The sequence below is a fragment of the Ruegeria sp. HKCCD3925 genome (genome assembly GCF_057221175.1).
The window spans coordinates 1-19586 of record NZ_JBWVBI010000012.1 but is presented as its reverse complement, the minus strand read 5'-3'; the positions used below and the strand labels follow the sequence as shown (position 1 = coordinate 19586).

At 51.6% G+C, this 19586-nt stretch carries 21 protein-coding genes and 1 tRNA gene; 6 read left to right on the top strand and 16 right to left on the bottom strand.

Annotated elements, in window-relative coordinates; genetic code table 11:
- Positions 1 to 254: 254 nt before the first annotated feature.
- From AC2TEM_RS21265 to AC2TEM_RS21235, 7 genes are all read right to left on the bottom strand, one after another.
- On the bottom strand, positions 255 to 851 hold the full coding sequence (locus tag AC2TEM_RS21265; RefSeq protein ID WP_480856413.1) for a hypothetical protein: 597 nt from the start codon (positions 849 to 851) through the stop codon (positions 255 to 257).
- 4 nt (positions 852 to 855) lie between these two features.
- On the bottom strand, positions 856 to 1044 hold the full coding sequence (locus tag AC2TEM_RS21260; protein ID WP_037321980.1) for a hypothetical protein: 189 nt from the start codon (positions 1042 to 1044) through the stop codon (positions 856 to 858).
- A gap of 2 nt (positions 1045 to 1046) precedes the next feature.
- Positions 1047 to 1358, bottom strand: a complete 312-nt coding sequence (locus AC2TEM_RS21255) for a hypothetical protein (RefSeq protein WP_480856412.1) — start codon at positions 1356 to 1358, stop codon at positions 1047 to 1049.
- A 144-nt stretch (positions 1359 to 1502) separates the two neighbouring features.
- Positions 1503 to 1667, bottom strand: coding sequence for a hypothetical protein (locus AC2TEM_RS21250; protein ID WP_010443179.1), 165 nt, complete (start codon positions 1665 to 1667; stop codon positions 1503 to 1505).
- Positions 1660 to 2718, bottom strand: a complete 1059-nt coding sequence (locus AC2TEM_RS21245) for a hypothetical protein (protein ID WP_480856411.1) — start codon at positions 2716 to 2718, stop codon at positions 1660 to 1662. Before AC2TEM_RS21245 ends, AC2TEM_RS21250 begins: the two co-directional genes overlap by 8 nt.
- Positions 2711 to 2872: a hypothetical protein gene (locus AC2TEM_RS21240; RefSeq protein WP_170517544.1), complete on the bottom strand. Its 162-nt coding sequence runs from the start codon at positions 2870 to 2872 to the stop codon at positions 2711 to 2713. The genes AC2TEM_RS21245 and AC2TEM_RS21240 overlap by 8 nt, the downstream gene beginning before the upstream one ends.
- Positions 2873 to 2891: 19 nt before the next feature.
- Positions 2892 to 2985: transfer RNA gene (locus AC2TEM_RS21235), tRNA-OTHER, on the bottom strand.
- 465 nt (positions 2986 to 3450) lie between these two features.
- On the opposite strand from AC2TEM_RS21235, the gene AC2TEM_RS21230 reads away from it, so the two are divergent.
- Entirely contained in the window at positions 3451 to 4425 is a 975-nt protein-coding gene (locus AC2TEM_RS21230) for an adenylate/guanylate cyclase domain-containing protein (protein ID WP_010443175.1), read from the top strand.
- A gap of 85 nt (positions 4426 to 4510) precedes the next feature.
- Here the strand turns inward: AC2TEM_RS21230 and AC2TEM_RS21225 are convergent, their stop codons facing one another.
- On the bottom strand, positions 4511 to 5884 hold the full coding sequence (locus AC2TEM_RS21225) for a DUF2779 domain-containing protein (protein WP_480856410.1): 1374 nt from the start codon (positions 5882 to 5884) through the stop codon (positions 4511 to 4513).
- Between the two features lie 207 nt (positions 5885 to 6091).
- Positions 6092 to 6907 carry a 2-keto-4-pentenoate hydratase gene (locus AC2TEM_RS21220; RefSeq protein ID WP_480856409.1) on the bottom strand — a complete coding sequence of 272 codons (816 nt, stop codon included), beginning with the start codon at positions 6905 to 6907 and terminating at the stop codon, positions 6092 to 6094.
- Positions 6908 to 6992: 85 nt separating this feature from the next.
- Between AC2TEM_RS21220 and AC2TEM_RS21215 the strand changes: the two genes are divergently transcribed.
- Both AC2TEM_RS21215 and AC2TEM_RS21210 read left to right on the top strand, forming a co-directional pair.
- Entirely contained in the window at positions 6993 to 7190 is a 198-nt protein-coding gene (locus tag AC2TEM_RS21215) for a DUF3955 domain-containing protein (RefSeq protein WP_170408632.1), read from the top strand.
- A gap of 801 nt (positions 7191 to 7991) precedes the next feature.
- Entirely contained in the window at positions 7992 to 10277 is a 2286-nt protein-coding gene (locus AC2TEM_RS21210) for an autotransporter family protein (protein ID WP_480856408.1), read from the top strand.
- An 88-nt stretch (positions 10278 to 10365) separates the two neighbouring features.
- Here the strand turns inward: AC2TEM_RS21210 and AC2TEM_RS21205 are convergent, their stop codons facing one another.
- The gene (locus tag AC2TEM_RS21205) at positions 10366 to 11298 is read right to left on the bottom strand and encodes an SdiA-regulated domain-containing protein (protein ID WP_480856407.1); all 933 of its coding nucleotides are present in this window, start codon (positions 11296 to 11298) and stop codon (positions 10366 to 10368) included.
- A gap of 181 nt (positions 11299 to 11479) precedes the next feature.
- On the opposite strand from AC2TEM_RS21205, the gene AC2TEM_RS21200 reads away from it, so the two are divergent.
- Positions 11480 to 12238 carry a DUF4956 domain-containing protein gene (locus AC2TEM_RS21200; protein WP_480856406.1) on the top strand — a complete coding sequence of 253 codons (759 nt, stop codon included), beginning with the start codon at positions 11480 to 11482 and terminating at the stop codon, positions 12236 to 12238.
- Here the strand turns inward: AC2TEM_RS21200 and AC2TEM_RS21195 are convergent, their stop codons facing one another.
- From AC2TEM_RS21195 to AC2TEM_RS21170, 6 genes are all read right to left on the bottom strand, one after another.
- Positions 12239 to 13180, bottom strand: coding sequence for a metallophosphoesterase family protein (locus tag AC2TEM_RS21195; protein ID WP_480856405.1), 942 nt, complete (start codon positions 13178 to 13180; stop codon positions 12239 to 12241).
- Positions 13170 to 14603 (bottom strand): hypothetical protein, encoded by a 1434-nt coding sequence (locus AC2TEM_RS21190; RefSeq protein ID WP_480856404.1) that lies wholly within the window; start codon positions 14601 to 14603, stop codon positions 13170 to 13172. The genes AC2TEM_RS21195 and AC2TEM_RS21190 overlap by 11 nt, the downstream gene beginning before the upstream one ends.
- Positions 14604 to 15387: 784 nt before the next feature.
- Positions 15388 to 15561, bottom strand: coding sequence for a hypothetical protein (locus AC2TEM_RS21185; RefSeq protein WP_480856403.1), 174 nt, complete (start codon positions 15559 to 15561; stop codon positions 15388 to 15390).
- Between the two features lie 400 nt (positions 15562 to 15961).
- Complete coding sequence (locus AC2TEM_RS21180) at positions 15962 to 16576, bottom strand: hypothetical protein (RefSeq protein ID WP_480856402.1); 615 nt, start codon at positions 16574 to 16576, stop codon at positions 15962 to 15964.
- Positions 16577 to 16631: 55 nt separating this feature from the next.
- Positions 16632 to 16994: a hypothetical protein gene (locus AC2TEM_RS21175; RefSeq protein WP_480856401.1), complete on the bottom strand. Its 363-nt coding sequence runs from the start codon at positions 16992 to 16994 to the stop codon at positions 16632 to 16634.
- A gap of 300 nt (positions 16995 to 17294) precedes the next feature.
- Positions 17295 to 17594: a hypothetical protein gene (locus AC2TEM_RS21170; protein ID WP_480856400.1), complete on the bottom strand. Its 300-nt coding sequence runs from the start codon at positions 17592 to 17594 to the stop codon at positions 17295 to 17297.
- Positions 17595 to 18154: 560 nt separating this feature from the next.
- Between AC2TEM_RS21170 and AC2TEM_RS21165 the strand changes: the two genes are divergently transcribed.
- A complete protein-coding gene (locus AC2TEM_RS21165) occupies positions 18155 to 18670 on the top strand; it encodes a DUF805 domain-containing protein (protein ID WP_480856399.1) in 516 nt (171 codons plus the stop codon).
- A gap of 74 nt (positions 18671 to 18744) precedes the next feature.
- A complete protein-coding gene (locus AC2TEM_RS21160) occupies positions 18745 to 19515 on the top strand; it encodes a hypothetical protein (protein WP_480856398.1) in 771 nt (256 codons plus the stop codon).
- Positions 19516 to 19586: the final 71 nt, after the last annotated feature.

The window sequence follows — 19586 nt, the reverse complement described above, 5'->3', positions numbered from 1 at the left end:
TCCTAGTGAATGGCTTGGTGCAAAACTGAAAAGCGTGATTGTGAATGCCTGCTTCATGCTGGTTGCGGTCAACCATGCTCATCGTAGAGACTGGTAGTACATGGTTCCGCAGAGCAGTGTTGGCGAAATGCTTGTCCGGGGCGCTTTGGTTCCTAGCAGGAGAGGCGCTTAGAAGAAGCGCGCACTACTACAGCGACAGTCGCCATATAAGACTTCGTATGTAAAATATTGGGTAATGGCGGCAGGTAACTGTACTAGCGGTCTGGGTCTGTATCGAGATTGCCCCAGAGATCATCAACCAGATCTGAGAAGCCATCATTCGAGGGCCCCTTGGGCAGTAGACCAGCTCTTCGCCGGCGTTCGATCTCGGCCAGTAGTTCCTCCTCTGTAGCTGTTTCAACCACATCACATCGAAGAGCTTCAATCTCGTCCGCTGTCCACGACTCAAATTTGTCAGCGTAGAAGCCCAGGGAATACGGCTCGTCATCAGAAATCTGTTTGATCACAGCATTCCAATCGTCATTCTGGTTCGATGCCTTTTCGATCCTCTCGTCTGGTTCGCGAATGGACTCACGGATCAACGGCAGCAGCTTTGCCTGAGCGCTTTCTTCGCCCGCGCCGGTCCCCGCAAGCCAAAGGTCTGCGATTTTGCGGACGAGCCTCCAGACCGTCTGATTTCGAGGGTGGCCTTTAATCCGGCCGCTGAGACCTTTTTCTTGAATGCCAAACCGCTCGGCAGCACGTTCGTTCATCCGGATATTGTAATCGGACACGTCCGCGAGTTCTGAAGCGTTCTCAGCCACAGCTCGGGCGACCTCGTGATCACCAACATAGACAACCACCTTCAACATCCCGCTACCCCTTCCTTCGCCGGTTCATCACTCGGTCCAGGTGGCTGTAGTCCAGATCTCGCATGATCCTTTGCACTCGCTCTGGATCGACTTCGCGATCTTTTCCAGCGGTGTAGACGATGTGTCTGACGTAGATCGCCAACGCGACAATGATCACAGCGGATAAGATCAAGCTGAAATGCTCGTCCCCCATCACTAAGTCTTCTTCCTTGGGTCTTCGATCCCGAGGTCGTCAAACACGTTGCCGCTGCCATCAGTGATCTCGACATCATCGTCGTCAGTCACTAGATTCCAGTTGTTCTCTTTGACCCATTCATCCCGCCATTTGGGCGCATCGGTCGGACGCTGTGCAAAATCGGCGATTTGCTCGAAAATCATTTTGCGCAATGCAAGCCAGACCTCCGGACCCTCTCTGCGACGAGCTTGCAACTCTGCGATCAAGTCATCCAGAGGAACATCCTGTAACGGGCGCCCGAAGATCTCTTCTTCTGAAAAATCATCTGTCATCACTCAACATCCTCGACACTGGTCGTCAAGACTAAGATCTTGTTTGGTTTTACAGTGATCTCCTTTCCTTCAATCTCTCGAAGTTTGCCGTTCACCAAAGTCTCGCAGATTACGAAAATTGGGCTTTCCTCTTCTGTAGTCTCGTTACTCATCTGCCTTACCCTTCGGCTCAGCAATCTTGCGTGCCCGGATCTCATCTGCGCTGATCGGCTTGGTTAGTTTTGCTCGACCGGCCGCGATTTCAGCTTCCAATAGCTTCAGCAAACGCATCGTCTCTTCGTCCACCTCAACGTCGTCGTCATCACCCATCAGACTTCTCCCGAGTACAGTAACAGTGAGAACAAAGCGCTTGAGACCTGTCGGTTGTCCGAACGACGTCACCAACGTGGCCACACTCTTCACACGTCACACCGCATCGAAATTCCATCCAGTCAGCGTACTCCTGAATGAGATCGTGGTATCGACTGAAACCGATGGAAATCTTGCCATCCTGGCCTTTCTTAATATCTGAGATCTGAATAGTTCCAGGGTCCAGTGCCCTGGAATCCTGACTGAAGGAAAGCTTGTGGAGTGCTTGCGAAATCATGACGAGCCAGCCCTTTCCGACAGCAGGAACAAGAGATGTGCAATCCGGAGAAACGAGGTCTGGATAGTTTTCCACAATGTCCAGCCTCAGGCTGTCGGGCCAGGATTCTTCGGCGCCCTCAAATCGCCGCCGCAGAGCATCATTGTAGCACCAGCTGCAAAGCGTCGTCACAAACCCAAGGATGCTCTGGCGTTGGGCAGAATTAGAACAACCTTCACAGGTTTGCTCAATCTGATCGACACGCCATTGAATCTCTTCACTCGTAGCCTGGTTGCAGCCCGGGCCCTCATAGACGCGCAAGCCTCCCCATTTCTGTTTGATCTGAACGATGGACGGGCGTTCATCGCCAAACAGCTCGGGCTGCTCGTCGATCAATCTCTTCACTTTCTCAAGTGCAAGCGTAAGCTGCTCCGCCCACCCGGCACGATGCTCACCAAGCTGCTTGAAGACGCTTCCATGAATATCATTCCAGTCGACAACACTGCTCATCACTGACCTCCGGGCCCGCGCCTCATTGAGATCGTGTAAAACCTCCGCCATAGCAGTCATCATACGGTCGACCACTTCGAGGTCATCACACTCGACATGCAGACCCTCGGTCGACCATGTTACGTCAGAGACGTGCGGAGCTGGGTAGTTGTGCGCCATCACCAACCGCATCTCCTCGCTGTACCAGACGTCAAAAGATCGGAGATCATCTGGCGCTCCATGGTCCTCGATCACACCTCGGACCTTTTCCCGGAATTCCTTCCAGCGCTTTTCGACATCATCCATCAGTCACATTCTCCAGAACTTGGTCTTGTTGAGATGGAAGACCCCTCTCGAGATCTGGCAAGCCGGACCAGCCTTCGGGTGTGCGTCCGAGGCTCTCCTCGACCGATTGTTTGATGTCTTTGAAATCAATTGCGTTCGTGACGTCGCCCGCCATGTCGGACACCTCCTGAGGATGGTAGGAGGCGTCGGAATCGAACCGACTCGTGCACTCTAATCTGGAGCAATTACAAGGATATAAGCCTCGCCCGCATACCAATGCTGCCTCCCACGGATTTCGCGTGGGTTATCGACCTCAGGCCGATATTCGATGGCAGTGGATGCGTGTGTACGTCATGACCGCAAGCTGAACCAGTTCGCATAGCCATGTCAAGACGGCGCTTGCTGCACTTCGAGTTTCACCGCGTAGTTCTGGGAACCTTCTAGCTTAGCGTGTGCCCGATACACTCATGCATCTTATTTTGCGGGTCAGTACAGCGTCGAGTAGCTCTCCGACAGCGAAACGATTCGATACCCTGTGATCCGGACTCGAACTCAGAAACTCCGTCGATAGTTCGCTCTGAACCGACGTGCGTCTTTTGATCTGCGTCTTATGCGCTCCGTTCTGGAGAAATACAAAAGTCTTGATCTGACCAAACCTCAGCGGCAGCATTGACCTGAATCTTTCGAAAAATGGAGATCCCGGTTGCAAGACCTTGTAAGCCTCATTCCATTTAGCGTCTCGAGTCATTTGTGATGATACGTTCCTCACCTGAGCTGCTGGCGGTTTCGAGGCGTTGGTATGAAATACTCAGAACCAAGAAGAATACTGACGAGTTGCAGGATTTTCTGTCGAAAGCAGATGAACTACGGTTCGTTGGGACAGGAGAAGGTGAGTTTTGGAGCGGGCAAGCAGTTCGCGATGGGGTTAGCGGCTTTTTCGCGGAGATCCCGGCACCAGTCGTTTTCGAAGAAGTTGAAGCTGAGGCCTTCGAAAACGGAGAGACGGGATGGTCATCCTTCGTCCACAAGATTCAGTTTGTCGGCTTTGATGAAGCCGTCTTTTACCGCACCGTTCTGATTTTTGTCCTGGAGGGAGCAGCCTGGAAGATCATCAATCGCCACGCTTCAGTGCCAACTCCAAATATTGAACTCGTGGGTAAAGAGCAGCTGGCCATCCAAAAACTGGTTGATGCTGCGCGCGAAGATGGACCCGAGCTGATCCAAACCGAAGGTTTGGCTTCAGTACTTTTCACTGATGTGGAGGGCAGCACAACGTTGGCGGAGGCGTTGGGCGATCAGCGTTGGTCGGTGCTGATCGAAAACCACTTCCAAGTCTTGGCGGCGATCATTGAAAAGTATCATGGCCAGTTCGTGAAATCCCTTGGAGACGGAACGTTGTCCGTCTTTCCGTCCGCGAAGGAAGCGCTAACGGCCGCTGTCAAGATTCAGAAGGCTATTGCATCGGCTTCCGAGGAGCCGTCTTTCGGTGTCCGGATTGGAATTCACACTGGTGATGTCGTGCAATCTCGTGGAGATTTTTTTGGCACTGTGGTCAACAAAGCTTCACGCATAACTACGGTTGGTGCGGCAGGCGAGATACTCGTTTCAGATGCGACTCGCGCCATGGTCGGAGGACGAACCGATTTCTCATTTTCTGAAATAGAACCAAGACTCCTGAAAGGTCTACGCGGTCACCACGTCTTGTATCGGTTGGAGTGGCAAGATTAAGTGTTGGGGGCGCCATAACTCCGGCAAATCGCCTAGTTTCCTAGGGGAGCAGCACCGCCAGTTGTTTTGAGGTTCGCAGCACACCTCACATCGCCAGCAATTCCCGATGAATTGCGACCATCGCCCAGGTGTCGCGCGTGCAATACGCCACAAGATCAGAATAGACCTTCTCGCGCGCTGGATCATCCGGTTCGGTCAGTGTTACGTCCTTCCAAAGGCGAGACGCGCTCGCCCCCTCTTTGATGTCCAGATCATCGTATGAAAGTTCTGGCAAAAACGCTGGAAGAACGGCCTTGATAGAGGCGCTTCCTTTGAACGCAGGATCGTTGATCACTTCATCCGCAAACGGCTTCATCAGATCTACAACGCGTGCATTTAGGCCTTCCAGGAACTCTGCATGCTCTGGATAAGTTTCCGCCATTTCCGTATTGCGCGATTTCTCGAACGGCGCATACCAAACCACTAAAGAGCCAACGTCTCCTATGTCCTCACGAAGCCTTTTCAGCAAGGCTGGAATCGGGTTACTGGCGTCTCGGTGGAGATACTCCCTGTGCTCAATTTCTCCGCCAGGCTCATGCTGGACATGCAAGGAATACTGGAAAGCCACTTGCTGATAGGGACGCGTTCCGTCCCAGGGTGGCAGCAAACTCTGAGACGTCTCGTAGTCAAAATAATAAACCGGATAGACAATCTCGCTCAGAAACCTGCTCAACTCCTGATGATCGATTGTGCGCCCACCATTCGCCGTGGCTCTCAAGTAGCGTTGCGTCGACTTGCCCAATACAGATGGATCGCTGATCTCGTCAATCTTTGTGATCCCATTTGCGATGAGTTCCGAGGCTTTTTCCGCATTCATGAACGGAAGGCGGTGGATAGTGTCCTGCGCGAGAGGTGGGTCGAGTTTTTCGCGGATCTCCAGCCATTCACCATAGGATTTAAGGCGCGCACGTTCGGGGGACGGATCAGGCATCGTACCGCTGGCAACGACGCTCAATGCCTGATCGATACGCGTGCGTGTTTTTTCGAGCTGCTCAGTCACCGCATCCGTGATGTCAGTGATGCTGACAAGCTCTTGCGGATTGATTTCGCCGTTTCTGATGTAATCACGGTTCACATGTGCGACTTCGCATCGCGCAATGGGGAACCCGGCTGCCTCAAGCACGACAAGCTGGAAAGCGAGATCAAAAGTGTGTTCGGGCTTTGCAGAAGTCCCGCTCTTGATCTCTGTCAGAACGTACCCATCGCCGCTGCGGCTCACGATATCGGAGATGCAAGTTATGGTTCCATCTTCATAGCGTCCCTGCGCCACTGCGTTTGCACCGTTCCTCCAGGCTTCTAACGTGCGCGCGGGCAGAGCCTGGTATTCTGCAAAATCTGAAAAACCGAGGCGAACGAGATCACCAAAAAGCTCCTCTGCAAAAGGCTCAAACGCGTGCCCCTCGTCAAAGCGTGCTTGCAATGAGGGGTCAATTGGCGGCAACAGATGCCTGGAGTGTTTTTTGATCCATAGCCAGGCAGGGTGCCTGAGAAACATCATGTAATCTGATTTGGATAGCATCGTGTAATTTGCTTCCCAGAATTGATGAAACCAGTGGAAGACCATCATGGTCAGCTATTGAGAGCAGCTTTTCTTTGGTGCAGTAGGCGTCACCACTCTACCAAAGACTCATGTAAATCGTACGGATAGCTCGGTGTCCATCACGCCACCAAAACCAGCTGACCATTGTTCGCCCGGCGACACTGGCCATGCGTCTGTCAAAGTACCGGTTGTAACCAGCTCGCCTCCCTGAATCTGGTCGGCTTCGGAGAGCAGAGACACAAGATGAGCCAGGACTTCAATTGGGCCGCCGAGCGCGTTTTCACCCTTGCCGGACTCGATAGCCTCGGTGCCCTTGAACAATGCTAGTGGCACTTCGGCCAAGCCGATCAAAACATCATGCGTCGCCGCGATTTTGTCGCCAAGAACAAGGCAGCCGTGCAATCCTTGTGCTGCGATTGAATCTTCGACTGAGAATTTCCAGTCGGGATAAATCGATTGCACGATTTCAAACCCTGGAGCGACCCACTCCACGCAACCTGCCAACTGTTCATTGTTCATTTCAGCCGTCGGCGCATCGCCGAGGCCAAGTACGATTTCTGGCTCGATTCTCGGTTCTGAATACCTTGCCAAGTTTACCGGCTGATCAGTCGAAAACAGCCCATCTGAGTGAACCTCTCCCCAAATGGGTTGATCCACACCATAAACAGGCCAAATCGTGCGGTTCGTGAAGCCGACTTTTCTGCCAACTCTTTCTTTGCCCAAAATCTCGCGGACACGACTAGCAATCGAATATGCGTCATCCAGCGATAGCTGTCCTGCCTCTGAAGACAGTTTAGGTATCTGCTGGGCAGAGGTCAGGGCATCAGCGATTGTCTTAGCGTTAGCTTCAATATCTCTTGTCATATTCGCATTATACGCGCCTACGGCTGGATTGCGATGCAATCAAGGTATTGAAGAACTAGGCTCCTCAATTCACAGGTATGAAAAACGATGCTAACTATTGGCCCATTTCCCTTGGAGACCTGACATGACCAAACTTCGCCTTTTTGGTATCGTCATCCTTTTCCTTGCAGCACTAAGTGGGCTTTCAGAGCACCTGTTTTATGGCGGTGTCGACCCAAACGGCGTTCTGCAAGAAAGCTTCTTTTTGCCGCTGACTTTCATTCTCGCAGCAATTGGCGTCGTTGTGCTCGTAGTTTCGTTGTTCCAATCACCGCGTGACTGAGACGCGTCCGTCAGTTAGAACGCTGTTCCAAAACGCAAATCGGGTAATCTCCAGGATGGCGACCTCCGCCCAAGTCTAGGCAGGCCTCCTCATATTGGTAACGTTCGACCGCACGTCCCGCTAGGAACATGCATAACCCGACCGTCAATACGGTGAGCGCCAACAGTATCTTCGTACTCCGTGTCATTGCTCAGTTTATTGTTTCATTCTCTTGGTTTCAGTCAACCAGCTTTCAGATCTTGTCGAAAATTGGCAAACTCTGAAACTCAAAATTCAAATTGGTTTCGTCGAGTTTCTCGAATAAGGGACGCGCCCTCGATCAGATCAATCTCGGTCCAGAAGTTTTGGCCTACTAGCTTGAAAAGGTGCGTATCGGCGGAGCGGTGAGCATCTGCATTGATCTTAGCTATCGACTCCGAAATCCAATGATCCATGCCTATACTCAATGGCGCTGTTCAGCGCCCGTCAAGCTCGGGAAAATCGTTTCAAGGCTTGACCTTTTGCGACTGCTTCTACGCAAAGGTGGGTATGGTCGGAATGCAAAACCCGGCTTGTCTTGCCTCGCAGTAATTGCACGAGCAGGTCTGCATTGCGCTGACCTTCCCGTGTTGTGAGCTTGCTCATATGCCACAACATAAAATCCAAAAAGATAATCTCTGTTTTTCAAGTCCTAAGTTGAGGTAGCTTCGCTTGTACCGCGAGAGGAGAAAGTTGGTGACAAATAATAGGCCGTTCCCACTAAGTCGAATTGCTCAGCGCATCACTCTGGCGAATTTCGCATTCTTAATCTTGGCTTATTTGATGTCGTCAACCAAAGTACAAGCCCAAAGCTCACAGGCCTGCGTGGAATTGGGTTCTCCCCGGATAGAGTACGCTTCTGGATCTGAAAGCACTCGCGGTAATCAAACAATCTCAACGACGGAACGCACGTGTCTGCCGATTCCAAACGGACCCATTACAGGACTTACAATTGGAAACTCCTCGATCACGTCTTCTGGTAAAATAGAGTTGTATGTCCCGGGCCAAAATACCGTTCCAAGTAATGCTTCCGTGTTAACTCTTCTGAATGTTGATGTCGCCGCAGGCAGCGGAGACTTTGTATCCCGGGAAGCGTTGGCAACAAACATCAACGGGAAGCTCAGAGTGAACCTCATTGGAACTTCGATTGGTTCCGGCAGATCAATGACGTTCGTTCCGTTCAACGGCGCGAATATCGACCCCACTGAAGTTTACTTCCAGTCAGACCGGCCGTTAACTTACGACAACCTGACTGTTATGGGGGCTACCGAAGTGGTTTTCGGGGCGTACTATATCCAAACTCGGGTTGCTGAGGCTTCTGATTTCACACTGACGAACAGTTCGATTTCTTCAACCAGTGATATGACGATAGCCGCAGGCACGACTGTTCGGCTTGATGCCGCAAGCAGTTTGAACACCGTAAACTTTGAGAATTTTGGCACGCTTGCCGGAACGGGAACCGTGAACGCATTCAGCTTCACAGTTAAGAACGGAGGGGTGCTTTCGCCGGGCTTTTCAATTGGTACGCTCAACAATAGCGGCGGAATCGCTTTTGAAACTGGGTCAAGGCTCTTAAGTGAGGTCGATCCGACGGCCGGGCAGAAAGCTGACTTGGTGTCATCCAGCGGGCCCGTGACAGGGATTAACCGCGCCACCATACAAGTCGAAGCCGCTCGTCCAGGCCTGACTGCGCAGGACTATGCTGCTGGCAACGACTACACGGTTTTTCAAGCCTCGAGTTTCGATGGAAACTCCCCAACTCTTGTTGCCGGAGGATCATTGCCCGCCCTATCCAGTCTGAGTATCTCAAACACGCCAACCGCGGACGGTAGAATTGATATTGCGTTTTCGACCCTCCCTGTCTCGAGCTTACCGCAGCATCCAGCAGTTGTAGGATCACCCAATGCAAGCAACCTTGCTGGTGCGGTGGCCAACACCGCAATCAAGTCACCTGGAACCATTCTGACCAACGGCACAACCTTGGGCAATGCAGTTAACACGCTTACCAATTCAGGTTTGGCTGGGTTTAATCGTGTGCACGCAGAACCCTATTCCTCCAATTTGACCGTTGGTTTGGAGCAACTTGACCTGATAACCAACACCGTGCTGAGCCACGCTGACTGCCGCAAGTATCAAGCAGTTGGCTTCAGCAATGAGGATCAACCCGTTGCAGCAGGCGATATCGACTTGGCCCAGACCCCTAGCGGAGCAATAGACTGCTCTGATCGGCGCTGGTGGATCGACACAGCGTATGTGAGCGGGGACGTTGATGGAAGTAACGGCCTCGGGACATTCGACTATTCGCTGGGCACCATTTTGGTCGGAGCGGATGTCGCAAGCACCGATAGAGGTGTGGTCGGCGTGTACGCAGGTTTTGGGACATCCTCCATGGATGAACACGATCAAGTCGATCAGGACTTTTCGACCGACAGCTATCATGTGGGCGTCTATGGGCGCACAACAACCGGAACTTGGGAGTTCTCCGGGCTGGTCGGTTACATGTTCGGTGAAACCGACGCCAAGCGAAATAACCCTTCTGTTGATGGCTTTACGGGGGGCGAGGCAAAGTCTGATTTGGACCAAGAGGGTATCCATGCCGGTATCCAGGCACGGAAGCTGTTTAACCTGGACAGCGGTGCAAGGGTTTCTACGGTTTTCGGATTGAACTACGGGCGTATTCAACAAGGTTCAGGCACAGAGACGGGCGGTGGTGATTTCAATTACTCGATTGAAAAAGCGAACGCAGAGTCTCTGGTCGCATCAATTGGGATTGACTATCAACAAGATTTCTTGACTGACAACGGGCTACTCACCCCAATCGCCTTTGCTCGATACGAATACGACTTCTTTGCCAACAAAGACAGTGAGCACGAAATCACAGTTACAAGCCCCTTATTTGGAACGTTTACACAAGTCGGACAAAACCGAGGAGCAAACGGCTTCGTGCTTGGGCTAGGACTGGGCTATCAAATATCTGCGCTGGCCAGACTAACGGCAGGATATGGCTATTCGGTTCGCTCCAATGGCCAAGAACATGGCCTGGGTGCAAACTTAAGTGTTCGGTTCTGATTAGGGTGGACCAACGAAGAGGAGTGGTAAGCTAGCTGCAATAACTTGCGGAAGCTATTGTGGCGATGTGGGCTTCATTCTCTAGCGATCAAAATTTGGGGATATTAAAAACATAAAGCCGCGATTTCTTGGCATCGTCTGTCAGGATATAGAGAAGCCCTCTGGTCTCATCGAGAGCGATCCCTTCGGGATGTTTAACTTCCTTTTGTTTGCCATCTTCTGTGAACGTCAAACTGATAGACTTTACGGCCTTGGACTCTGGATTGTAGACGAAGATTTGACGGCCTTTGTCACTCACAATCCAAAGAGAACGTGAGGACGGGGACCATGCTAGGCCACTCAAATCCAGTTCATCATCATCTACACGCTCGGAGATAAAACCTGCATCGCGGGCTAAAGGAATGATCTCAACAATTTCGTCTAGCGCTGGTGATACGACCATTAACAACCTTGGTTGTCCTTCAATGCCAATGAAGACCCTCCCGGATTCCGTGTCGACGGCGATGCCCTCAGGTCCCTTGTTCAAAGGATTACCGACGAGCAATTCAGCGGCGTCCGAGTAGCCTTTGAGAGATGTGAGAGGGATTGTAGTTAGTTGAATGGGGTCAGTCGGGTGAACGACTAGAATTGATCGATCAGTTTCCTGAAGTACTAAAACAGTCCCATCTTTTCGTGATGCGACGCCCTCCAAATCTGATCCTACCAATGCTGGTAACTTGAAAGAGTTTCCTAATACCCCGTCGACTCCGAGTAGGTGCAGTTTAGGTTCGGCATCACTTACAGACCACAAGAAGCCTTCAGCGTTAGACATTGCCAAACCGGAAGGCTCCGAAAATCCCTCTGATTTGTCTGCCACCTTAAATTTATCGACCAGAACCAAACCAGCACTTTCGGCGTAGGCAAAATCGGTCCAAGGCAAGAAGGCTGCCGCAACCAAGCTGGCCGCAAAAGCGAGTCGTCTAAGTTTGCAGAAACACCGTGAAATTTCAGCTTTTGACGAAAACACTCTGTTTTCTGTCATTGGATTCTCTCGCGCTTGGACCACATCCCTGTTCAGCGTTCGTATCACAGTCCGGATACGATGTCCGAAGAATGCACTGTAATCTCTTTACCTGATCCCGCCTGTTGCGATTGAATTGAATAGGGCACGATGTGCCTTTGGTTAAGCGTAAGCCTTTGGCCTGAGCAGGAAGGAAGACAAGTTGAATACGACCCTCACATTTGTGACCGTGTTGTTGATGCTGCTGTTGCCAGGTGCTGCGGTGTCACAAGTCGACCCTGCGACGATGCTGGCCGGGGCTTCGGGGTCGGAAATCGTTATCGAACGCCGGTGGACGCAGTTTCGTGGCAAACAGGAACTGTATTTCTTTACTCTCGATGTGATCGTCACGATCATTCTGGCTGGCTTGATCGTCTATCATCCGGTGAGACGTAAAGCCCGTAGAAGCGTCCGCGACATAGTTATGCCAAGGCTTTTCTTCCTGTATGCGCTTATCGGCATGGCGGTTGGTTTCCTGGTGGTTCAGCACGGGTCAATGATCGGTTTTGTCATATTTGGAATCGGAGCGTTGCTCAGGTTCCGCTCCAATCTCGATGATCCGGTGGACACTGTCGAAATGATAATCGTGACTGTTCTTGGTCTTGCGGTCGGTTTGGGCTTGCCGCTGATGGCCACACTGGTGGCGGTTGTATGTTGGTGTTTCATTTGGCTCGGAGGGCGAAACAAGGGCGTGGAAGTTTCGCTCAAAGCTTCAGATGAAGAGCACTCATTGAAAGTCAGCGGTGCCATTGAAGCCATGGCCGCAGACGCCGGCTGGAAGCTGGTCAGAAAACACCACGTTCCCGGAAAATCTCGCGTTTCATTGCTTTTCATCACCTCGGGTGGACTGACGGAAGCCCGGATCGAAGGGATGATAAATGATCTGGTCCCTGAAAAAGTCGAACTGAAACTCAACCTCTAGTCATTTGACAAGGTCTAAGCGTTTCAACACCGCATTCGGGGATCTGATCTCTTTCGGGAGCGACTTGAAGTTTACCGACCTTTCGAAATCAGGCCCTCGATATACTGCTATCCCAAACTCTCCGTTCGGCTGGAACGTAATATGAGTGAAGCTGTGAGGTGATCTGGCGCTATCGCCAATAAGCCACCGTGGACCACCTCCCAAACAAGCTTGAGAGACATAAGCCACACCGTCTTTCCAACCGGGGTAGAAGGCATGATGGTGGCCTGACAGATGCAGAACAACACCGCTTTCCAGGTAGATTTTTTCAAGTGTTGGATCACCGATGATTTCGCGTTCGCGCTGGATCGCGAACGGCCAAAGTGGGAGGTGACTGAAAGTGACAATCGGGTCTCCGTCTGCACCCAGTTCCTGTAGGCGGTCCTGCTGGTCACCGGATAGAGGTCCTAGGGTCGTTGCATCCAGAGACGCAAACGTAATGCCCTGCATCTCAAATGCGTAGAAGAACGGGTAGTCATCTGAAACCAGGAAATCGACGTCTGGTTTTCTCGGAACCCATTCCTCTGCGTATATTTTTCTTTCACGCTCGAACCCACGGTACGCAGAGGCATCATGGTTTCCTGGCGTGACTGCAAATGGAATGCCGGCAGCCTCTAAAGGATCTGATACGGCCTCGTGAAACGCCTTCCACATCTCTCTGACCTGTTTGTCTGACAAGTTTGGAATGCGCTGTCCCGCAACCATGTCTCCGGTCGAAATCACCAGATCTGGATCAATCTCGATTATCCGCTTAATCGCCTTGTCGACGCGCGCATCGTATCTTACTGAACCATAGCTTCCATTCAGATCCGATATGACGATGACATCCAATGCCGCGGCCTTGCAGGTTAGCACAGCGGTCCAAATGAACACCGCAATAAGAGCAGAACACCTACGGTTCATAACAGTCCACAGCCTCTACCTCGGTGCCATTTCTCAAAAAGAATGCGACAGGATCCAAGTCGAACATCAAATCGCCATTTGAGCAATTGCTCTGGAGAATGGACGTTGCCAGCGCTGTATTTTTGACAACTTGTGCAATCTGACTGTCTGACAAACCAAAGCTTTGCGATAGCCAGTCATAGACCGGGCCTTGGGATTGAAGGTCACTATTCAATGCAACCAAGCGCCGATACGTGCTTGGAGAGAAGTGGCGTATTTTCTCCAGCATTTGAGTAGATTTCGCGAAGTTGGCATACTCGACACGCCCGCCAGCATCGTTGTCGTTTAGATTGCTGCGACGGATCAATAATGCGTCGGCGGGAATATCTCCATCGTTCGGCTGATGGTGCTTGGCTTTCTTATGCTTCAGCTTTCCGTCTTCGACCCAATACCAATAGGGTGTGAAGTCTATGTTTCCTACACGATCCTGCTGACTGAAGATGAAGTCGAGTAGAACAATCTCGGTAAGTTCTTGCATCCAAAATGCCATCTGTAGGTCACTGACATCGGGGCCGAGATCCTTGTTGATCATCCGGTCTCTTCGGCCTTTTCCGACGCCCTCTGCAATTGCCTCTAACAATGGCCTAGAAGAGCGCAAAGCTAAGAAAGCGGGAGTTTCCTGAAAATCGCGGTTCTGACCTTTTCCCCAACCAGATTTGCGGGTGCCGTTGATTTCTGAGCCATATCGATGCCCAGGACTATCAAGCAGTACACCGTATATTTGCGTTCGATCTGCGGTGAATAGATCATCGGTCGGTTGGTATGAGTTCGGGTCGGCGTCCGCAGCTGCAAAGACCCGCCAGCCTTCATGGTTCATGCGCCCGCCGCGAGAGCCACCAGAAATCGCAAGGCCAGGCTCTGCAACCTCGGAGAAATGCGCCTGGGCGTCCATGCTACGCCAAACGGCGACTGGAACTTTGACAGTCGCGTCGAAATATCTGGAGAAATGATAGTAAAGCAACGACGAGGTTGAAAACGTTCCACTGGTGCCCTTTTGGTTCATGGTGGACTTGAATTTAGCCACCCTGTCCTTGGCCAGATCTTTTGCTGCCTTCCCCTCTTTGCAGGCGTTTCTCTCGAATTCAGAACGGTTCCCCACGTAAGGTCCTTCCGAGATATCGTAGACGGCCATTCCTGGGCTGGTGCTCCAGGTTTTTGGGCAAATAGCAATTTCGGAGGCATAGAAATCGATCTCGCAATAGGCAGTTTCTTCCTCAAGATCGCTGTCCTTGTACTCGCCAGTCGGAACTGTTTCGATCCGAATACAGCGTTCAGTAATGCCGTTGGGACTATCAAATGTCGTGGCTTCACCCAGAACATCGTCGTTCGCCCACAAGGCAGTGGGTGCAATGAAAGCAAGTGACCCCAGAAGATTGAACCTCATTTGAATAGTCCTCCCGGTATCATTTAGGGCAAATCGCTGCCTGTTGTTCGGTGGAGATTTTCAACTTTGGGTCGACACTGAAGTTGGAGAACTTTGCGTCAATCCACTTGTCGCATCCGCCTGAACAAGGCGCCCCGTTTCGGGCATCATTCCAATATTCCTTGGCCCTTTCTTCCGTCCAACCACAAAATTGAACGAGCGCCATTGCGGACAATGCCCCCGAGGAATGAACGCCCCACATGCAATGCACCAGGACAGGGCCTTTTCCAGGGTTTTGAATCACCTCGTGTATGGAAGCCATGACAGCACCGGGTCGGGAGGATCTGGCACTTTGATAGTCAAAGGATCCGTTTCCACAAGTGGTGCGACCGTATTCGGTGTTTTTGCCAAAGTCGGCATAAAACCCGGTTGAAAACCCTTCACCGCACAGAGTTTCGCGTTGACCCTCACTTAGGCCCGTTCGATCCTTGTCGCCACCCTTGAAACCGGATCGATACAGGACACCGCTTAAGACCGGGCGAAAAAAAGTGACACCATCGACGCCTCCGTCACCACCCTTTGATAGCATTTGACTGTCGCTTGGACCGCCATTTCGACTGGTAACGTCAGAATTCGCAGCGGTTGTCAGAACACCAATAAATATGAGGGTCGCCAAAAACCGCATACCAGCTCCTTCCTATTCTTGACCCCTCGATGGTCACACTCTTCCGACCTGATAATCTCTCGGAAGGGCTGGTTCACGATAACCATTTCAAGTGGGCGATTAGCTTTCCGTTGTGAAACTTTAGATGGGCCACACCAGATTGATGATAACGACGACTACGAAGTAGGCTAGAACAACTTTCCAGTTCCATTGGTGCTTGTTGTCTTCGTTGATCACGCCAGCCGATTTTAATGCCAGGTTTGTGATTACTAGAGCGGCAATGATGACCGCTGCATGTGCCAGGTCGAAATGCAAGTGTGAGCTCCTTCTTTCAGATTTGGGATTGATGGAAATTTGTCAGCAGTCACTTGATGGCAGCATAGCTACATCTGAGTACCTTCCCTCGGATGTCGTGATCCGAGCACATGCACCAGTATCCTTGTTAAACCAGTACGAGGTCAGACCTTCGCTTCGGATGAGTTCAAATCCGAGACTTTGGATGCCCATTTCAGCTTGGCCCGCTCTTGCCCCTTCAAATGACGAAAGATCGCTAGCGCTGCCTACAGTTGGTGCACTTGCATCCACCGATCCGTCATTCTCGTCGCATGCTGTAAGCGCAGCAGTACACGCCGTGCCGATCACAAATAGGAACTTGGGTTTCATCTGTTTTTCCTAGCTTCTTCGGGAATACATTTCCGGGTTTCTGGTTGATCACCTATTCAATTCCGAAAATTACGTTGTAGTCGACGGAAGAGTTGCTGCGATTGATAACCTCCACAATATGATCACCAGATTGCCAAAGCTGCCCTCGATACTCCTTGTCCGCCGACATCAATCCCAACAGTTCAGAACCATCTGGGTTGCGAATAACGTAGTCCAAGGAGCCATTTCGCGGAGCAACGCGGACGTAAAGAAACTGTTCGTTTTTCGCACCAAGAACATATTGCTGCGACGCTCCGGGCGCGAGTTCACCGACGAGTTCTGCGCCAGTTGAACCAGAATCAAATTTGACGCGTTGGCTACCAGTAGTCCCGGCGGCGCCTGCCATGGCTCCACCGCCATCATCCATCGCTTCGACAACCGACATCTCGCCGATGCTTCCATCCTTGTACGCGATGCAGCGCCAAAGTGTTCCGCCTGCGTCACGTAACATGACGAGCGTGCCCGCTTCTGAGAACTCTGAGCTTTCAATCGTACCTGATTGACCGTCTGGTCCTCCAACCTGTCGCAAATGATCGATACACGCGTCGTCTGCTTCAGACATTGCAAACGAAGCCGTGCCTGCGATTGCGAACATCGGTGCGAGTAACTTGAGTACAGCGAATTTCATCAGATGGTCCCTTGCTGGCTAATCCTTGGAGTTTTGTTCCGTGCAAATCGGAACCTCACTTGGCTTCTCGTAACTTTGACAGAAATTCATCGCATGCCTGTGCGCTGCCGACGATCTCGCCCGTTGTTTCAATTCCTTGCAGTGATGCCATTTCGGAATTTACGCGGTTGAGGATCTGATCCGCTTGCTCGGCGGTGATCAGGTTCTCGGCTTGTGCTCCTTTCAGTGTGGTGCAGACACCGGCGGACAAGCCTGTCGCAACGCCGATACCCACCGCGGCCCCGCCACCCAAGGTCATCGCCCCAACCACGCCGAGGACGAGCCCGATGACAATTCCCAAGATTACTTTTCCCATGTTTTCCTCCCTTTTGGTGAGAAAGAGTTCAGCCACCACTACTGGCGCAATCTGCGTGTCCATCTGCAAATCAAGACCAGCGCCAACAGGTTGAGCATCGGTGCAATCGCCGCAAACCACGGCTTGGCTGACTCCGAGACTAAGTCCGCTAGAAGTATCCAAGGTAGTCCCAACGGCAAAAGGAACACCCCCGACAAAGGGTCTCTTTCTTGTCCCAACCAACCAAATGTACCTGTAAGGAACGCAGTCAACGCCAACAGGTAAAAGATCGCGAATACGATGATGGTGGTTCTACAAACCAAGTCGAGCCTCAGCAGATCAAGCCAGTGCTGCGCAGCCATTTTCAGCTACGCAGCAGACAGGTCACAATGCGCCTTCGTCGCCCAGAAATTCGATACCAGCTGTCGCGCCATCACTGTAAGCAATGCAATTCCAAGGAGCACGATCCTCGCCAACGCCGACTGTGACCTGTGTTCCCGCCTCGCTAAACGCGGATGAGAGCACCACGACTTGCGAATTGTTCGTCGTGTTGGCTACATCTCGCAAACATGCCTGCTGAGCGGGTGTGGGTTCGGCAGACGCGCTTGATGTACTCGTATCGTCGCAGGCCGCGAGCAGTGCGAAACATGTCGCGCCTACAATCATCACCATCTTGTTAGACATTTTCTTCTCCCTCTGGTTCCCTTGAAATTAGTGAAATTGGATGGGCTTGTTTGAAGTTCTCGCGTCTGTGCAGCCAATTGAATATACCTTGATCCTGTGACTACCTTTCCCAAAACTTACCGCGGTGGGCTTGGTCGGCGGGACAATATTTCATTGACTATCGAAGCCGACATTAACGTGTGAAGGCCGAATGAAGTCACTGGCAAATGCTAGAGTAAACTCTGGAAATAGGGCGAGTACGTTTAGTCTGAGCATTGCGTCCTCCCAGCGCTCAATCATTGTAAAGTGCCTTCCGACCACCAGCACTCACTCCAGCGGTCGGAAGGGCTCGGCACAGCGAGCAGCAACGACAACAACGGAGGTAAAATAAAGTTGTGTCGAATTCGCATGTTTGAATCTAATATTTAATAAATCAATATTTTTTCCGCGCGTAAATTTCTCTACGCTCTCGTACGATAGGCCTCTGCGTTCAAACAAAAAAGTAAGTGGGAGCTAAGAGTGTGTTCCCCTGAGCGGCGAAGCGATTTGAGGCCGCACAAAAACAATGAAGGGATTGAAAGATGGGATTTGGTGAAGCAGTTAAAACGTGTTTCTCGAAATACTTCCAGTTCTCCGGACGGGCTATACGTTCAGAATACTGGTGGTTCTTCTTGTTTGTGGTACTCGTGAGTGCTGCTTTGGCTGTGCTGGATACGATCATATTCGGGACCGATCCAGAAACTGGGCAAGGATCTCGCGTCATTTCCTCTGTTTTCCAATTGGCTGTTCTCATACCTATGCTGGCCGCCGGTTGGCGGAGGCTGCATGATACAGGACGACCTGGCTGGTACTTGCTGCTGCCGATGGCGCTCAGCATTACAACGCTTTTTGTTATGCTGGGTGGGGTGGCGTTCTTTTCGGTATTGGGGCAAGGGGCCGAAAACCCCGATGCTTTGCGAGGACCTGCGGCCGTCGTGGGCGTGACCGGTATTGTTGTTGTCTCAATTCTTCAATTGGTTCTGTCCATTCTGATGATCTGGTGGTTGACGCGCCCTTCGGAAGAAGGCGCAAACGAATACGGCGAACCTGTTTCCTGACCTGGTTGCCGGGGCAATTGGCCGGAATCTCAGCCTGAATGACAGTGCGAACCGTAACACCATGGAGAGAGAAAATGAGTTTCAAAACGATTTCCACTGGGACGCTAATGATGGTTATGGCGACCACTGCATCAGCGGAGTGGTCGTTCAACTCTGGGCCTATTCCCAATGCATTTATTCAAACCGGAAACATGACGCTGGAACTTCAGTGTAACCGTATTCGCTTTGCTCCGGCTGGATATGAGGACAGCCAGGACATTACGGACAAGCAGGGGCTTTCCATTCGTTTCTTGAAGAACGGAGCCACCGAAGTTGGAGCATTTCAGGTTGGCGCAGAAAACGCTGCCGTACAGATCGTTGATAACTATCCCGTCGAGGTCAGTTTCAATAGTCAAGAGGACTATGGTTTTGTACTGGGCCAGCTTGCGGCCAATGCATCGGTTAACCTGTCGATGATTGATCAAGATGTCAGCTACGGAATCTTTGACTTGAAAGGTTCCAGCGCAGCAGTTCGGTCCCTTCGTTCTGCGTGCGATTCAGAAGTTAGCCAAGAGACCTCCTACGAAGCGCCCGAAGGCATCGTCTATTGTGGTGGCGGAGCGAAAAAACGCGTGATCGAACCCGTAATTTTGGACAATCCAGAGGGGGAGTGGGACGCGCGAGCAGCGGTTAACGGCGAGTCGATCAGAGCCATGACAGCCTACAGCTACTTCGGAAACTCTGAGCCACCGGCCGGATTTGTCGTCGCCCTTCTTGGTGAAGACAGGTCCGAATTTCTGATTTTTAACGAAGGCTCGGCAAACTGGCTGGAATACGGGGACTACAGGTATGAACAATGCAACTGAAGCCACCATCCAACCAGCTTCCCAATTGGCAAGCTACTTGAAACGTTTGGTATCTGCGATCCTGCTTGGTT

Bases quoted from the DNA above. Each gene is read 5' to 3' on its own strand.
- AC2TEM_RS21165 (WP_480856399.1), top strand. From the start codon at position 18,155: ATGGGATTTGGTGAAGCAGTTAAAACGTGTTTCTCGAAATACTTCCAG.
- AC2TEM_RS21265 (WP_480856413.1), bottom strand. From the start codon at position 851: ATGTTGAAGGTGGTTGTCTATGTTGGTGATCACGAGGTCGCCCGAGCT.
- AC2TEM_RS21210 (WP_480856408.1), top strand. From the start codon at position 7,992: ATGTCGTCAACCAAAGTACAAGCCCAAAGCTCACAGGCCTGCGTGGAA.
- AC2TEM_RS21190 (WP_480856404.1), bottom strand. From the start codon at position 14,603: ATGAGGTTCAATCTTCTGGGGTCACTTGCTTTCATTGCACCCACTGCC.
- AC2TEM_RS21170 (WP_480856400.1), bottom strand. From the start codon at position 17,594: ATGTCTAACAAGATGGTGATGATTGTAGGCGCGACATGTTTCGCACTG.
- AC2TEM_RS21180 (WP_480856402.1), bottom strand. From the start codon at position 16,576: ATGAAATTCGCTGTACTCAAGTTACTCGCACCGATGTTCGCAATCGCA.
- AC2TEM_RS21250 (WP_010443179.1), bottom strand. From the start codon at position 1,667: ATGGGTGATGACGACGACGTTGAGGTGGACGAAGAGACGATGCGTTTG.
- AC2TEM_RS21215 (WP_170408632.1), top strand. From the start codon at position 6,993: ATGACCAAACTTCGCCTTTTTGGTATCGTCATCCTTTTCCTTGCAGCA.
- AC2TEM_RS21230 (WP_010443175.1), top strand. From the start codon at position 3,451: ATGATACGTTCCTCACCTGAGCTGCTGGCGGTTTCGAGGCGTTGGTAT.
- AC2TEM_RS21255 (WP_480856412.1), bottom strand. From the start codon at position 1,358: ATGACAGATGATTTTTCAGAAGAAGAGATCTTCGGGCGCCCGTTACAG.
- AC2TEM_RS21160 (WP_480856398.1), top strand. From the start codon at position 18,745: ATGAGTTTCAAAACGATTTCCACTGGGACGCTAATGATGGTTATGGCG.
- AC2TEM_RS21245 (WP_480856411.1), bottom strand. From the start codon at position 2,718: ATGGATGATGTCGAAAAGCGCTGGAAGGAATTCCGGGAAAAGGTCCGA.
- AC2TEM_RS21175 (WP_480856401.1), bottom strand. From the start codon at position 16,994: ATGGACACGCAGATTGCGCCAGTAGTGGTGGCTGAACTCTTTCTCACC.
- AC2TEM_RS21195 (WP_480856405.1), bottom strand. From the start codon at position 13,180: ATGAACCGTAGGTGTTCTGCTCTTATTGCGGTGTTCATTTGGACCGCT.
- AC2TEM_RS21260 (WP_037321980.1), bottom strand. From the start codon at position 1,044: ATGGGGGACGAGCATTTCAGCTTGATCTTATCCGCTGTGATCATTGTC.
- AC2TEM_RS21240 (WP_170517544.1), bottom strand. From the start codon at position 2,872: ATGGCGGGCGACGTCACGAACGCAATTGATTTCAAAGACATCAAACAA.
- AC2TEM_RS21205 (WP_480856407.1), bottom strand. From the start codon at position 11,298: ATGACAGAAAACAGAGTGTTTTCGTCAAAAGCTGAAATTTCACGGTGT.